Genomic DNA, 15,372 nt, shown 5'->3' with positions numbered 1-15,372 from the left:
CGCCACCGGCGGGAAACGGACATCGCATTCCGTGCGGGTCCCGTGGAAGGATGGCGCAACCCACCCATAACGAGGAGATGACCGCGTGCCTGGCACAAACCTGACCCGCGAAGAGGCTCAGCAGCGGGCGAAGCTGCTCACCGTTGACTCGTACGAGATCGATCTCGACCTCTCCGGCGCGCAGGAGGGCGGCACCTACCGGTCCGTGACCACGGTGCGCTTCGATGTCGATGAGAGCGGCGCGGAGTCCTTCGTCGACCTGGTGGCCCCGACCGTCCACGAGGTCACCCTGAACGGGGACGCGCTCGACCCGGCCGAGGTCTTCAAGGACTCGCGGATCGCCCTGCCCGGCCTCCTGGCGGGGCGGAACGTGCTGCGCGTGGTCGCGGACTGCGCGTACACGAACACCGGCGAGGGTCTGCACCGCTTCGTCGACCCGGTCGACAACCAGGCCTACCTGTACACCCAGTTCGAGGTCCCCGACGCCCGCCGCGTCTTCGCGTCCTTCGAGCAGCCGGACCTGAAGGCCACCTTCCAGTTCACCGTGAAGGCCCCGACCGGCTGGACCGTCATCTCCAACTCGTCGACGCCCGAGCCCAAGGACGACACCTGGGTCTTCGAGCCGACGCCGCGGATCTCGACGTACATCACCGCGCTCATCGTCGGCCCGTACCACTCCGTGCACAGCGTGTACGAGAAGGACGGCCAGAGCGTGCCGCTGGGCATCTACTGCCGTCCCTCGCTCGCCGAGTTCCTCGACTCGGACGCGATCTTCGAGGTCACCCGGCAGGGCTTCGACTGGTTCCAGGAGAAGTTCGACTACGCGTACCCGTTCAAGAAGTACGACCAGCTCTTCGTGCCGGAGTTCAACGCGGGCGCGATGGAGAACGCGGGCGCCGTCACCATCCGCGACCAGTACGTCTTCCGGTCGAAGGTGACCGACGCCGCGTACGAGGTGCGCGCCGAGACGATCCTGCACGAGCTCGCCCACATGTGGTTCGGCGACCTCGTGACCATGGAGTGGTGGAACGACCTGTGGCTGAACGAGTCGTTCGCCACCTACACATCCATCGCCTGCCAGGCGTACCACCCCGAGTCCCGCTGGCCGCAGTCGTGGACCACGTTCGCCAACTCCATGAAGACGTGGGCGTACCGGCAGGACCAGCTGCCCTCCACGCACCCGATCATGGCCGAGATCCGCGACCTGGACGACGTCCTCGTCAACTTCGACGGCATCACGTACGCCAAGGGCGCCTCCGTCCTCAAGCAGCTCGTCGCGTACGTCGGGATGGACGAGTTCTTCCGGGGCGTGCAGGCGTACTTCAAGACGCACGCGTACGGCAACACGCGCCTGTCCGACCTGCTGGGCGCCCTGGAGGAGACCTCGGGGCGCGACCTGAAGACGTGGTCGAAGCTGTGGCTGGAGACGGCGGGCATCAACATCCTGCGCCCGGAGATCGAGACGGACGAGAACGGCGTCATCACGTCCTTCGCGATCCGGCAGGAGGCCCCGGCGCTGCCCGCCGGCGCGAAGGGTGAGCCCACCCTCCGCCCGCACCGCATCGCGATCGGCCTGTACGACCTGGACGACGCGAGCGGCAAGCTGCTGCGCGTGGAGCGCGTCGAGCTGGACGTCGACGGCGAGCTGACCGCCGTACCGCAGCTGGCCGGCAAGCGCCGCCCGGCCGTCGTCCTGCTCAACGACGACGACCTGTCGTACGCCAAGGTCCGCCTGGACGAGCAGTCGCTGGCGTTCGTGACGGAGCACCTGGGCGACTTCGAGTCGTCCCTCCCGCGTGCCCTGTGCTGGGCGTCGGCCTGGGACATGACGCGCGACGCGGAACTCGCGACCCGCGACTACCTGTCCCTCGTCCTGTCCGGCATCGGCAAGGAGTCGGACATCGGCGTCGTGCAGTCGCTGCAGCGCCAGGTGAAGCTGGCGATCGAGCTGTACGCCGACCCGACCGCCCGCGAGGCCCTGCTGACCCGCTGGACGGAGGCGACGCTCGCGCACCTGCGCGCGGCCGAGCCGGGCAGCGACCACCAGCTGGCCTGGGCGCGCGCCTTCGCGGCGACCGCCCGTACGCCGGAGCAGCTGGACCTGCTGGAGGCGCTGCTCGAAGCCCGCGAGACCATCGAGGGCCTGGTCGTCGACACCGAGCTGCGCTGGGCGTTCGTGGAGCGGCTCGCGGCGGTCGGACGCTTCGACGAGGCGGAGATCGCCGGCGAGTACGAGCGCGACAAGACGGCGGCCGGTGAGCGGCACGCGGCGACGTCCCGTGCCGCCCGTCCCACCGAGGAGGCGAAGGCTGAGGCCTGGGCCTCGGTCATCGAGTCCGACAAGCTCCCGAACGCCGTGCAGGAGGCGGTGATCTCGGGCTTCGTCCAGACCGACCAGCGTGAGCTGCTCGCCCCGTACACGGACAGGTTCTTCGCCGTGGTCAAGGACGTCTGGGACGCCCGCTCCCACGAGATGGCCCAGCAGATCGCCGTCGGCCTCTACCCGTCCGTCCAGGTCGTCGAGGAGACCCTCGCCAAGACGGACGCGTGGCTGTCCTCCGCCGAGCCCAGCGCGGCCCTGCGCCGGCTCATCTCGGAGTCGCGCTCGGGCGTGGAACGCGCGCTGAAGGCGCAGGCTGCGGACGCGCAGGCCGCGCACGCCTGACCGGTGGTGACGGACGGTGGGCGGGTGACCGAATCGGTCACCCGCCCGCCGTGCACACCTGGCGGGCGGTGTCGATCATGGTCCGCACATGCAGTCCGGTCTGCGCGGACACCGGCACCCACCGGAGGTCGTACGACTTCTCCAGCTGCTGGCACCACTCGCGCACGATGCTCGCGAGGACGTCGGAGGTCCCCGGATCGGTGCGCGCGAGCGCCCGGCGCATCATGGCCGCCGCTCGCAGCGGGATACGGCGTGCGGAGATGCCGAGGGTCGCGAAGTGGCCCCGATACGTGCTCTGTTCCTCCGAGGCCCAGGTGTCGGCGATGGACGGTGCCACGTCGATGAGTTCGCGTGCGGCGTCGCACAGAGGCGCCAGCTCCTCGGGCACGGCGGCCACCGCCCGCCCGCACGCGCCGAGCACAGCCGTCAGCTCCCGGGTCTGCCCCAGCAACACCTCGCCACCCGCGCGATCTCCCGCTCCGGGTCGACGACGGTCCGCGCCTCACTCACCGCGGGCACGCACCAGGCGGGCGTTTCGATCAGGGCGGTCAGGGTCCCGTACCGGCGGGGGGGGTACAGCCAGGTGCTCTCGGCGACGAACCCGCTCGGGTCGCGTTCACCCGCACCCCGCCCACCGGGCAGCACCAGGGGCGATCTGTACGGGGACGGGGTGGCGTTCACGAAGTACGTGGCCCGGCGTCTCCTGCGCCGTACACAGGCTGTGGACCCCAGCCGCGAACTGCCCGTCCACGAGCGGCGGGCCGTGCGCGGGTACAGCGTGGTGCTCGTCATGGGCACCACGCTGTGTCTGGCGTTCCTCGCCACCGTCACCCTGCCCGCGGACGTCAGGCTCTTCGCCCGCGTGGTGACCCGCCTGGGCCCCGGCCACTCGGCCGCGCAGCGCCTCGACGCCGCGGCCGTCGTCATCGCGCTCGGCGGAATCCACCTCCTCTGGGCCCGCACATGGTGGCGCAACCGACGCGCTCGAAAGGTCCGTGAGATCGCCGAGGTCAGGAGGTCAGCCCGGGCTAGACCCCGCCCCCGACCTCCTGCCGTCCACCCTCTGCTCCCGTATCAGCAGTCCGCACTCCGTACTCCGCCGCCGTCCGGCGCCGCGATGGGGCGCGCTCTTGCCCTGGCCTGCCCCAGGCGCTTCACTTGGCCCCACCTCCCACAGGAGAACGCCCACTCCCACCTGCAGAAGGGGTAGTTCTTTTGTCAGCGATACGCGCCACCGCCGTCACCGCGGCGGCCTGTGCGGCCGTGCTCACCACCGCGCTGCCGTCCTCGGCCATCAACTCCTACAACGCGACGCCCGCCCCCGAGCGCACCGAGGTCGGCGCGCTCGTCGCCACGTGGGACAACGACGACGACCCCGCGACCCCGGACCGGGTCGACTGGGTCTGTTCCGGCGCCATGATCGACGCGGACACGTTCCTGACGGCCGCGCACTGCACCACCGACTGGCCGGACAACGTGAAGTTCTACGTGTCGCTGGACCAGAACGTGCAGTCCGGGCTCGACGCCGCCGCCAAGAAGTACCCGGGCGACCCTGCCGCGCAGGTGAACGCCGTCGCCGTCCAGGGCACCGCCCACAGCCACCCCGACTACCCCGGGCCCGCGTCGGACACGCACGACATCTCGGTGATCGAGCTGCCCGCCACGAAGGTCAAGGCCCGCTGGACCTTCACGCCGGCGACACTGCCGACCGCCAACCAGCTCGGTGCGCTCGGTCCGCAGGGGCTGAACTCGACCAACTGGTTCGTCGCCGGGTACGGCACCCAGGAGGCCGTGAACGGCCCCGGCGGCCAGACCCACCCCGGCGGCGGGATCCGCATGAAGGCGCCCGTCACGTTCGACGCCCTCAACGACGCGTGGGTGCGCCTGGCGATGACCGCGCCGCAGGGCAACGGCGGTGCCTGCTACGGCGATTCAGGCGGCCCCAACTTCGCGGTGATCGGTGGCAGGAATGTTCTGGCCGCCACGACGATCACGGGCGACACCCCGTGCTACGCGACGAACGTGACGTACCGCCTGGACACGCCCGGCGCCCGCACGTTCCTCTCGCCGTTCGTGAAGTTGCCGTAGTTCCACCGGCCTGAAGAGCCCGGGGAGAGAAGACTTCTCTCCCCGGCCTCCGAGGCGATCGCCGAGCGCGCGTCCTCCCTCACCCCATGCGCGCGTTCTCCCTCACCCCATGCGCGCGTCCTCCGTCACCCCACGTGCGCGGCAACCGTCACCCCACGTGCGCAGCAACCGCGGCCTCGATCGCGGCCAGGTCGGCGGATTCGGCCGCCCAGGCCACGTATCCGTCGGGGCGCACCAGGACGGTCGTACGGCGGTCGCCCGCCCACCGTTCCACGGTCAGCCGGTCCTTGCGGCCCTGCCCGTCGTCGTACGCCTCCGGAGTGATCAGGACGAACCTGCCGCCGCGCAGGGCCTCGTACAGGCGGTCGCCGGCCAGGGCGACGTCCGGGGTGCGGGTGCCGACCAGGCGGTGGGAGCCGCGCGGCGCCCCGTACGCGTACCCGATGCCCGTGACCTGTTGACCGACGCCTGCCGACCGACGCCTGCCGGTCAACACTCGCTGGCCAACGCCTGTTGGCCAGCGACGATGCGCCTGCCAACAACTGTTGGCCAACCTCCGTTTGCCAACATAGGTTGGCATCACTGGACTGTCAACACGTGTTGGCCTACGGTTGTTGGCATGGCACTCAAGGACCGCTCCGCGCCCAGGTCAGCGGCGGCGGACGCGCACACGTCAGCCGAGACAGACACGGCAGACACGACAGACGCACCCGCGCCCCGCCGCTCCGACGCCACCCGCACCGCGATCCTCGCGGCCGCCCGCGAGCGCTTCGCGGCCGACGGTTATGAGCGCGCCACGATCCGCGCCATCGCCAAGGACGCGCGGATCGACCCGTCGATGGTCATGCGCTACTACGGCTCGAAGGAGGGGCTGTTTGCCGCCGTCCTCGACATCGATCTGCGGATGCCCGATCCGGTGGGGCACGATCCGCACGAGGTGGGCCGCATCCTGGTGAGCCACTTCCTCGACCTGTGGGAGGAGAACGAGGTGCTCACCGCGATCCTCCGGGTCGGCGTCACCAATCAGGCCGGCGCCGAGCGCATGCAGGGCATCTTCCGAGACCAGATCGCACCGGTCGCCCGGCGCGCCTGCCCCGACCCCGAGCAGGCTCCGACGCGGGCCGTCCTCTGCGCCTCACAACTCCTCGGGCTCGCGCTCTCCCGCTACGTCCTGCGGTTCGGGCCGGCCGTCGCGCTGCACCGCGACGAGATCGTGGCGTGGCTGGGCCCGACGGTGCAGCGGTACCTGACGGCGCCGCATCCGTAGCCGGCGCAGGTCCGTAGCCGGCGCAGATCCGTGCCGGCGCAGATCCGTGCCGGCGCAAGTCCGTGCGCGGCGGGGCCGCCCGCGAAAAGACGTCGAGGGAGTCCGCGCACCAACGGATGCGCGGACTCCCTCGACGTGAAGTCGGTGCGAGCTGCGGCCCGGAGTCAGCTCTGCTTCTGCTGCTTCTTGGACTTGCCCAGGACCATCACGAGGCCGGCGATGACCAGGAACAGCACGATCGGCGCCGCGACGTAGAGGCCCAGCGTGTCGATCACGCTCAGGCCCGAGCCGGGGTCGTCACCGTCGTCGCGGGTCAGCGCGAGCGCGGGGGACGACATGAGCAGCATCATCAGCGTCGTACCGGCGGCCAGGGCGCCGGCGCGCAGGGCGTTCTTCTTGTCCACGGTGCCAACGTAGCGAACACCTGAATGAGCCGCGCGCCCGGGGTGCCGTACGGATGGATCAGCGCCGGTAGCGCTGCCCCCGCAGCACATCAATCAGTTCATGCAGCCGAGGCGAGGCCGCCAGTTCCTCCAGCGTCACCGGGCGGCCCTCCGCGTCCGCGATGGGCAGGCGCCAGTTCGGATACTGATCCCACGTTCCGGGCAGGTTCTGCGGGCGCCGGTCGCCGACCGTGTCCGGGAGCCAGACGCCGATCATGCGGGCCGGGGTGCGCAGCAGGAACCGGTGTACGGCCTGGATCTCGGCCTCCTCCGCCACGGCGGGGCAGCCGCCGCGCGTGCCGCGCAGCAGCCCGAGCCGGGTGAGCAGCGCCAGCCACTCCCGCGTGTCGGCGGCGGCCGCGGCCCGTTCCTCCTCCTGGGAACGGGTCAACAGACCTAGCCGGTCGCGGAGTTCGACATGGTCGCCGGTGAGCCGGGACGCGGTGGGCGGCAGGTCGTGGGTGGTGGCGGTGGCCAGGCAGTCGGCGCGCCAGTGCTCGGGGGGAAGGGGCAGCCCGTCGCCGTCCCAGTCGCGTTCGAACCACAGCACCGAGGTGCCGAGCACTCCGCGCCCCTGCAGCCTCTCGCGCACCCCCGGCTCGACGGTGCCGAGGTCCTCGCCGATGACCAGCGCCCCGGCGCGCGACGCCTCCAGCGCCAGGACCGCGAGCATGGCCTCGGCGTCGTAACGGACGTACGTGCCCTCCGTGGGCGGCTGTCCCTGCGGGATCCACCAGAGCCGGAACAGGCCCATGACGTGGTCGATGCGCAGGGCGCCCGCGTGGCGGAAGAGGGCACGCAGGAGGCGGCGGTACGGGGCGTAGCCCGAGGCGGCCAGCCGGTCCGGTCTCCAGGGCGGCAGGCCCCAGTCCTGGCCGCGCGCGTTGAAGGCGTCCGGGGGCGCGCCGACGGACATGCCGGCGGCGAAGTACTCCTGCTGGGCCCACGCGTCGGCCCCGTCCGGATGCACCCCGACGGCGAGATCGTGCACCAGCCCCACCGGCATGCCCGCGTCGCGCGCGGAGCGCTGGGCGGTGGCGAGCTGGGCGTCGGTGAGCCAGGCGAGCCGGGTGTGGAAGTCCACGCGGTCCATCAACTCGCCCCGGGCGCGGGCGGTTTCCGACGAGCGTGGGTCACGCAGACCAGCGGGCCACCGCCGCCAGTCGGAGCCGTACACCTCGGCGAGCGCGCACCAGGTGGCGTGGTCCTCCAGCGCCTCGCCCTCCTCGGCGAGGAAATCGGCGTACGCGGCCCTTCTGCCGGGCCCGAGGGGCACCGCGCGCACCAGTTCCAGCGCCTCGCGCTTGAGCTCCCACACGGCGTCGCGGTCGATCAACGCGCCCTTGCGCAGCACGGATTCACGCAGCCGCTCGGCGCGCTCCAGCAGCGTACGCAGCCGGTCGGGCTCGTCGACGTACGCGTACTCGGGGATGTCCTCGACCCGCAGATGCACCGGATCGGCGAAGCGGCGGGAGGAGGGCCGGTACGGAGACGGGTCGGTGGGTTCCCCGGGTACGGCCGCGTGCAGCGGGTTGACCTGCACGAATCCGGCGCCGAGCGCGCGGCCCGCCCAGGCGGTCAGCTCGGCGAGGTCGCCGAGGTCGCCCATGCCCCAGGAGCGGCGGGACAGGAGTGAGTAGAGCTGGACGAGGAGGCCGTACGTGCGTCCGGGCCCGGTGGGCAGCCGGGCGGGGGCGACGACGAGGTGGACGTCGGCGGTACGGCCGTCGGGGGCGGCGGCGTGCAACGCGTGGACGCCGGGCGGGAGTCGTTCGGCCTCGGCGCGGGTCTCGCCCTGTTCGGTCGCGATACGGAGCCGGGTGCCGTCCGGCAGTTCGGCCAGCTCTGCGGGGGCGCGGCCGCCCCAGCACACCACCGTCGGCGGCAGCAGCCGCTCCCGCGTCTCGGCCTCCCGTGCCGCGAGGGCGGCGCTGACGGCGCCGGGCGTGCTCGCGTCGACGTCGAGCGCCGCCAGGGCCGCGACGACCGCGGTGTCCGAGGCGGCGACCGTACGGTCCGGGGAGGGGCTGTAGGAGGTGGCGACGCCGTGCAGTTCGGCGAGCCGGGACAGGGGCGTCGGCGGCGTCGGCTGTGGCGTCGCGTGCGGTGTCGTCTGCGGTGGGTCGGCGGGCCGACGTGGTGGCATCTAGACCCCCGACGCGGCACCGGTGGAGGTGGGCTCACTCGTCAGGTGCGCGGCGTCGGCCAGCGGCGGCTCGCTGGTCAGCGGTTCGGCGTCGGGCAGCGGGGGTTCGCTGGTCAGCGGGGCCTCCGCGCAGGCGCCTTCCGCGCTGAGCAGGCACAGGTGGGCGCCCTCGGGTTCGAGGGACGGCTCCGGCCGGCGCACGGGCGACTCGGCGTCACGTACGGACGGCTCCAGCCCACGTACGGGCGACTCGGCGTCACGCACGGACGGCTCCAGCCCACGTACGGGCGACTCGGCGTCACGCACGGACGGCTCCAGCCCACGTACGGGCGACTCCGCGTCACGCACGGACGACTCCAGCCCACGTACGGGCGACTCCGCGTCACGCACGGACGACTCCAGCCCACGTACGGGCGACTCCGCGTCACGCACGGACGACTCCAGCCCACGTACGGGCGACTCCGCGTCACGCACGGACCGCTCCGGCTCGGGTTTGGACAGGGCCGAGAGGAGAAGGTGTGCCGATGCGGCCACGGGGGCCTCCTTGTCGAGTACGTCGAATGTCGAGTACGGCGGCCTGGGGCCCGGTCCGGCGGGTGATGCCGGGGGCGTGCCCCAGGGCGGGTCATCGCAGCCCTACCCAGCAGGCGCGACGGCAGACGTTCCCGGACGAACAACGTGCTTCTGGTCACATTCCGTGGCTAGGCGGCTTCTCCAGGTTGGGGCAATCAACGCACTTCGGCCACTCTCATTGACACCCTCACCACGTGGATGGTGGGCTCGACGCGCCTCCCCGTCGGTGCCATCGGGGAGCGGACCAACGAGGAGGGGGACCGTGCAACTCCGGCGTGGGAAAGGGGCGGCCGCGCTCGCGTTCGCCGTCGTCGCGAGCGCGCTGGGAACGGCTCCCGCCGTCGCCGCGCCGCCCGCACCAACGGCTTCCGCCGACGACCGCGAGTCCGCCGAGAGCGGGATCCCCCCGGTCTGGCCCCGCCCGCAGTCCCTGCGCGCGGGCGGTACCTCGGTCGCGGTCCCGGACGGGGTCGTCCTGGTCACCGGCTCGCCGTCCGGCGGCACGGCCGATCCGTACGCCCTCGACGCGCTGCGCACGCTGCTCCGCCAAGCCGGCGCGCGCAAGATCACGACAGCGCACGAAGCGGATGCGCTCCCGGCGCGTGCGCTGGTGGTGTATGCGGGCCAGGAGGCGGCACAACCGGGCCGACAGGGCGCGCGGAGCGCGAACTCCCAGCAGCCCCCGCAGTCCCCGTACTCCCCGCAGTCCTCGCGCCCCTCCCAGCCCCCGTACCCCTTCGGCGGGCACGCCGGGAGCGCGGCCGCCGATGGGGCGCACGCCCTGGGTGCGCGCGCCGCCACGAGCCCGGTGGAGCGGGCGCTCACGGCGCTGGGCGCCGCGCCCCGCGCCGACCTGCCGACCGGCGGCTACCGCCTGGCCGTCGGCCGCACCGACGGCCGTGACACGGTCGCCCTCGCGGGGGTCGGCGAGGACGGCCTGTTCCACGCGGTGCAGACGCTCAGGCAGCTCATCGGCGCCGACGGCCGGATCGCGGGGGTCGTCGTCCGCGACTGGCCCGGCACCGCCGTCCGCGGCACCACCGAGGGCTTCTACGGCACGCCCTGGTCCCGCGAACAGCGCCTCGCCCAGGCGGACTTCATGGGCCGCACCAAGCAGAACCGCTACGTGTACGCCCCGGGCGACGACCTCTACCGCCAGGCCCGCTGGCGTGAGCCGTACCCGGCCGAGCAGCGCGCGGAGTTCCGGGAGCTGGCGGAGCGGGCGCGCGGCAACCACGTCACCCTGGCCTGGGCGGTGGCCCCGGGCCAGGCGATGTGCTTCGCCTCGGACGCCGACGTGAAGGCGCTGACGCGCAAGCTCGACGCCATGTGGGCGCTCGGGTTCCGGGTCTTCCAGCTCCAGTTCCAGGACGTCAGCTACAGCGAGTGGCACTGCGGCGCGGACGCCGACATGTTCGGCTCCGGTCCCGAGGCGGCCGCGAAGGCGCAGGCCCGGGTGGCGAACGCGGTGGCCCGGCACCTGGCCGAACGCCACCCGGACGCCGCCGCGTTGTCCCTGATGCCGACGGAGTACTACGAGGACGGCTCGACGACCTACCGCCGAAAGCTGTCGAGCGCCCTGGACGAGGGCGTCGAGGTGGCGTGGACGGGCGTCGGCGTCGTACCGAGGACGATCACAGGACGCGAACTGGCCCGCACCCGGGAGGCGTTCGGCGGCCACCCGCTCGTCACCATGGACAACTACCCGGTCAACGACTACGCGCAGGACCGGGTGTTCCTCGGCCCGTACCAGGGGCGCGAGCCGGCGGTCGCGACGGGCTCGGCGGCCCTGCTGGCGAACGCGATGCCCCAGGCCGAGGCGTCCCGCATCCCGCTGTTCACCGCCGCCGACTACGCCTGGAACCCGCGGGACTACCGCCCCCAGGAGTCCTGGAAGGCCGCGATCGACGACCTCGCGGACGGCGACGCGCGCCGCGGGGACGCGCTGCGCGCCCTGGCCGGCAACGACGCCTCCTCCGTCCTCGGCGGCGACGAGTCGGCGTATCTGCGCCCGCTCATGGAGGCGTTCTGGCAGGCGCGTACGAGCACGGACCGGGCCGCGAACGAGACGGCGACCCGGCGGCTGCGCGCCGCGTTCACCGTGATGCGCGAGACCCCGCAGCGGCTGGCCGACGGCCCGCTCGCGGCCGAAGTGGCGCCCTGGACCGCGCAGTTGGCGCGCTATGGCGAGGCCGGCGAGACGGCGGTCGCCATGCTGCGCGCCCAGGCGGACGGCGACGCCACGGCGGCCTGGACGGCGTACCGCGCCCTCGACCGACTGCGCGGCGAACTCGCGGCGAGCCAGGTGACGGTCGGCAAGGGCGTGCTGGACACGTTCCTGACGAAGGCCCGGAAGGCGTACGAGACCTGGGCGGGCCTCGACCACGAGCCGGCCGCCGACCGCGGCGCCACGGCGGACGGCCGCACCGTACGTTTCCCGCACACCCGCGCCCTCACCGCCGTGAGCGTCCTCACCGAACCCGGCACCACCGGTTCCGTCGAGGCCCATCTGCCGGGCGAGGGCTGGCGGCGCCTCGGCTCCCTCTCGGCCGGGGGCGCGACGGAGCTCACGGCGACGGACCTCCACGTGGACGCCCTACGCGTCACGGGCCCCGCGCCCTCCCGCGTACGCCACCTCGTGCCGTGGTTCGCCGACTCCCCCGCCACTTCGCTGAAGTTGGCCCGCTCCACGACGGACGTGGAGATCGGCGGCACGGAGCGGGTGACGGCCCGCCTCACGTCGCTCCGCCCCGCCGACGTCAACGGCGAACTGACCACGAGGGCACCGCAGCCCATCACGGTGCGCGTCCCGGAAACCTCGACCCTCCCCCGCGGAACCACCGTCGACCTCCCGATCGAGGTCACCGTCCCGCCGGGGACGCCATCAGGAACGTACGCGGTCCCCGTCACCTTCGGCGCGGAGACCCGCACCCTGACGGTCCGCGCCTTCCCGCGTACGACGGGCCCCGACCTGGCCCGCTCCGGAGTGGCCTCCTCCTCCGGCGACGAGACGGCGGACTTCCCCGCGTCGGCGGCGAACGACGGCGATCCAGAGACTCGTTGGTCCTCCCCCATCGAGAACGGCGCCTGGTGGCAGGTCCGCCTCGCCGAGCCGGCCCGCCTCGGCCGTCTCGTCCTGCACTGGCAGGACGCGTACCCCTCCTCGTACCGCATCCAGGTCTCCGCCGACGGCCGCACCTGGCGCACCGCGACGACGGTCGACGACGGCCACGGCGGCCGCGAATCCCTCCGCTTCGACGAGCGCGATGTGCGTTACGTGCGCGTCCAGGGGGTCAAGAGGGCGACGCAGTACGGGTATTCGCTGTGGACCGTCGAAGCGTACGCGGTGGCGGACTGACGCCGAGCCAACCCGATGGCACCTCGACATCATTTCTTTCTGAATCACTATTCACTCAGTACATATCCTGGGTACATACTGATCCCCATGAGTACCCGTCACATCCTGTTGGGGCTGCTCGCCGGAGGGCCCAGCCATGGGTACGACCTCAAGCGACGGCACGACGAACGCTTCCCGCAGGCCCGTCCGCTGGCCTATGGGCAGGTCTACACAACCTTGCAGCGCCTGGTCCGCGACGGTCTCGCCGAGGTCGACGGCACCGACTCCGACGGCGGTCCGGAACGGACGCTGTACCGCACCACCGACGACGGATCACGTGAACTGGACCGTTGGGCGCGGGAGATCACCCCGCCCGCGCCCTTCGTGACGAACGAGATCTTCGCCAAGGTCGTCGTCTCGATCCTCGCCTCGGCGGACCCGGCCGGCTATCTGCGGGCGCAGCGCGCCGCACACATGGCGCGCATGCGTGAGCTCACGGCGGTGAAGACGGCGCCCGGCGCCGATCTCGCGACCGTCCTCTCGGCCGACTACGCCCTCAACCACCTCGACGCCGACCTCCGTTGGATGAACACCACGGCGGCCCGGCTCACCACCCTGACCGCGGAGGTCGACGCAGCATGAGCAACCCACTCCTGGCCGCCCGGGGCCTCGTCAAGGCGCACGGCTCCACCCCGGCGCTGCGCGGCGCCTCGGTGGACCTGCGCGCCGGCGAGATCCTGGCCGTCACCGGGGCCAGCGGCAGCGGCAAGTCCACACTGCTGCACTGCCTGGCGGGCATCGTCCGGCCCGACGAGGGCACGGTGGAGTACGCGGGTGAACGCCTCGACCGGCTCCCCGAGAAGCGGCTCAGCGAACTGCGGCGCACCGACTTCGGGGTGGTGTTCCAGTTCGGGCAGCTGATCCCCGAGCTGACCGCCGTCGACAACGTGGCGCTGCCGCTGCTGCTCGCGGGCACCTCGCGTACGGCGGCACGGGAGCGGGCCGGTGAATGGCTGGAGCGGTTCGGCGTACGCGGGCAGGAGGCGCTGCGGCCCGGTGAGATGAGCGGCGGCCAGGCCCAGCGGGTCTCGCTCGCGCGGGCGCTGGTGACCGGCCCGAAGGTGGTCTTCGCGGACGAGCCGACCGGGGCGCTGGACTCCCTCGCCGGGGAGCAGGTGATGACCGCGCTGGTCCACACCGCCCGTGAGTCCGGCACGGCGGTCCTGCTGATCACGCACGACGCACAGGTGGCGGCGTACGCGGACCGGGAGGTGTCGCTGCGGGACGGGTTGGTGACGGCGGAGGGGACGTCCGGCTCCGCGGACACGGCCGGCTCCGCTTCCGAGGCGCCGGCGGAGGTGTCCCGATGATCACGGACCTCCGTCTCGCGCTGCTGCTGACCCGCGGTTCCGACCGGCGGGAGTGGTGGCGGGTCACCCTCACCGCGCTGGGGGCGGCGCTCGCCACCGGCTTCGCGCTCGCCGCCGTCGCGGTCGCGTCGCTGGAGGGGCAGTACCACCTGTCCGTCGCGAACGGTCTGCTGAACCAGCCCGGTGAGCGCTCGGGCATCGTCCTCACGCTGCTGCTCCTGCTGGTCCCGGTGCTGGGCTTCCTCGGGCAGTGCGCCCGGATCGGAGCCGTACACCGTGACCGGCGGCTGGCCGGGCTGCGCCTGGCGGGGGCCTCCCCGGCGCAGGTGCGGCGGATCGCCGCGCTGGAGGCGGGGCTCGCGTGCCTCGCGGGCTCGGCGGTCGCCACCGTCTTCGCCGCGCTGCTCCTGCTGCGCGAGTGGCACGAGCCGCCGGCCGTCGTCTGGCTCGGGTTCGCGGCCATCGCGGTGACCGTGCCCCTGCTGGGAGCGCTGGTGAGCGCGTTCGCGCTGCGCCGTGTGGTCGCCTCGCCGCTGGGCTGGGTACGGCGGGTGCGCCCGAGCGGCGGCCGCGGACCGGTTCTCGTGTTCCTGGTGGCGACGCTGATGATCCTGCTCACGGGGCTGGTCATGGGGCTGGTCATGGCCCCACGCGGTTTCCACGGGCCCGGCACGGCCCCGCTGCTCGTCTTCACCGTCGTGATCATCACGGGCGCGGGCGCCGTGTGGCTGACCGGCGTCACCGCCCGGCTCACCGGACGGCTGCTCGCGGCCCGCACCGGGAACCCGGCGACGCTCATCGCAGCGGAACGGCTGCGCGACGACCCGTGGGCCGCCGCCCGCACCCACGCGGCCGTCCTGCTCGTGACCATCGTGGGGACCGCGTTCATGGGGATCCGGCAGGTGCTGCTCGACGAGCTGAACGGCCGCGCCCCTGAGGCACGCCCCGAGAGCATGTCCTTCTACACCACCGGCTTCAACCTCACCGGCGCCGCGATAGTGGTCGCCCTGACGATCACCCTCTCCGCCCTCGCCGTGGGCACCGCCGAATCCCTGGCCACCCGCCGCCGCGGACTCGCCGCGCAGACAGCCGCCGGGGTGCCGGGGAACGTACTCGGCCGGGCGCTGCTCCTGGAAACGGCCCTGCCGCTCGCCCCCGCGGTCGCGCTGGCCGGCGTCGGCGGCATGGTGATCAGCACCGGATACGCGTTCCTCGTCGAAGGCGGCGGCCACGCGGTACCGCTGGTGCCGCTCCTGGTGCCGCTGATCGTTTACGCGGCCTGTCTGCTGGCGGCGGCCACGTCCCTGCCGCTGCTGCGCCGCTCCGTACACCCGGCGGAACTGCGTTACGTCTGATATCTCACACCCGGCGGAGCGGGGTTACGTCTGATATCTCACACCCCGGCGGGCCGGGTCAGGTCTGACCTCGTGCCGCGTGCCTCGTGCCGGAGGGCGGACGCGGCCGGCTCCCCGGGAGGCACGGG

General features: G+C 72.7%; 12 protein-coding genes and 1 pseudogene. 7 read left to right on the top strand and 6 right to left on the bottom strand.

From position 1 onward, the window contains the following. Positions 1-85 precede the first annotated feature (85 nt). Positions 86-2,665 (top strand): aminopeptidase N, encoded by a 2,580-nt coding sequence (gene pepN, locus C4B68_RS26480; RefSeq protein WP_099499308.1) that lies wholly within the window; start codon positions 86-88, stop codon positions 2,663-2,665. A gap of 37 nt (positions 2,666-2,702) precedes the next feature. Here pepN and C4B68_RS26475 read toward each other — a convergent pair whose 3' ends face one another. Next, the gene (locus tag C4B68_RS26475) at positions 2,703-3,116 is read right to left on the bottom strand and encodes a hypothetical protein (protein WP_240634480.1); all 414 of its coding nucleotides are present in this window, start codon (positions 3,114-3,116) and stop codon (positions 2,703-2,705) included. Further along, positions 3,092-3,457, bottom strand: coding sequence for a hypothetical protein (locus tag C4B68_RS43530; RefSeq protein ID WP_240634479.1), 366 nt, complete (start codon positions 3,455-3,457; stop codon positions 3,092-3,094). The genes C4B68_RS26475 and C4B68_RS43530 overlap by 25 nt, the downstream gene beginning before the upstream one ends. A gap of 423 nt (positions 3,458-3,880) precedes the next feature. Between C4B68_RS43530 and C4B68_RS26465 the strand changes: the two genes are divergently transcribed. Next, positions 3,881-4,753: a trypsin-like serine protease gene (locus C4B68_RS26465; RefSeq protein WP_180289163.1), complete on the top strand. Its 873-nt coding sequence runs from the start codon at positions 3,881-3,883 to the stop codon at positions 4,751-4,753. 148 nt (positions 4,754-4,901) lie between these two features. On the opposite strand, the pseudogene C4B68_RS26460 reads toward C4B68_RS26465, so the two are convergent. Next, a pseudogene (locus C4B68_RS26460) lies at positions 4,902-5,210 on the bottom strand (aromatic-ring hydroxylase C-terminal domain-containing protein); the annotation flags it as partial. A 162-nt stretch (positions 5,211-5,372) separates the two neighbouring features. Between C4B68_RS26460 and C4B68_RS26455 the strand changes: the two are divergent. Further along, on the top strand, positions 5,373-6,020 hold the full coding sequence (locus tag C4B68_RS26455) for a TetR/AcrR family transcriptional regulator (RefSeq protein ID WP_099499310.1): 648 nt from the start codon (positions 5,373-5,375) through the stop codon (positions 6,018-6,020). A 164-nt stretch (positions 6,021-6,184) separates the two neighbouring features. On the opposite strand, the gene C4B68_RS26450 is transcribed toward C4B68_RS26455, so the two are convergent. The 3 genes from C4B68_RS26450 to C4B68_RS26440 are packed head-to-tail and all read right to left on the bottom strand — an operon-like array spanning position 6,185 to position 8,810. Then, positions 6,185-6,424, bottom strand: a complete 240-nt coding sequence (locus C4B68_RS26450; protein ID WP_099499311.1) for a hypothetical protein — start codon at positions 6,422-6,424, stop codon at positions 6,185-6,187. A gap of 58 nt (positions 6,425-6,482) precedes the next feature. Next, positions 6,483-8,609, bottom strand: coding sequence for a 4-alpha-glucanotransferase (gene malQ / locus C4B68_RS26445; RefSeq protein WP_099499312.1), 2,127 nt, complete (start codon positions 8,607-8,609; stop codon positions 6,483-6,485). Beyond that, positions 8,610-8,810, bottom strand: coding sequence for a hypothetical protein (locus tag C4B68_RS26440; protein WP_099499519.1), 201 nt, complete (start codon positions 8,808-8,810; stop codon positions 8,610-8,612). A 634-nt stretch (positions 8,811-9,444) separates the two neighbouring features. Here C4B68_RS26440 and C4B68_RS26435 point away from each other — a divergent pair. The 4 genes from C4B68_RS26435 (at position 9,445) to C4B68_RS26420 (ending at position 15,244) form a co-directional block, all read left to right on the top strand. After that, positions 9,445-12,540 carry a glycoside hydrolase family 84 protein gene (locus tag C4B68_RS26435; RefSeq protein ID WP_099499313.1) on the top strand — a complete coding sequence of 1,032 codons (3,096 nt, stop codon included), beginning with the start codon at positions 9,445-9,447 and terminating at the stop codon, positions 12,538-12,540. Between the two features lie 87 nt (positions 12,541-12,627). Next, the gene (locus tag C4B68_RS26430; protein ID WP_099499314.1) at positions 12,628-13,161 is read left to right on the top strand and encodes a PadR family transcriptional regulator; all 534 of its coding nucleotides are present in this window, start codon (positions 12,628-12,630) and stop codon (positions 13,159-13,161) included. Beyond that, positions 13,158-13,889, top strand: coding sequence for an ABC transporter ATP-binding protein (locus C4B68_RS26425; RefSeq protein ID WP_099499315.1), 732 nt, complete (start codon positions 13,158-13,160; stop codon positions 13,887-13,889). The genes C4B68_RS26430 and C4B68_RS26425 overlap by 4 nt, the downstream gene beginning before the upstream one ends. After that, complete coding sequence (locus tag C4B68_RS26420; RefSeq protein ID WP_099499316.1) at positions 13,886-15,244, top strand: ABC transporter permease family protein; 1,359 nt, start codon at positions 13,886-13,888, stop codon at positions 15,242-15,244. Before C4B68_RS26425 ends, C4B68_RS26420 begins: the two co-directional genes overlap by 4 nt. The last annotated feature ends 128 nt before the right edge of the window (positions 15,245-15,372 follow it).

Source organism: Streptomyces dengpaensis, assembly GCF_002946835.1.
Lineage (GTDB): Bacteria > Actinomycetota > Actinomycetes > Streptomycetales > Streptomycetaceae > Streptomyces > Streptomyces dengpaensis.
This window is presented reverse-complemented; position numbering and strand designations above follow the sequence as displayed.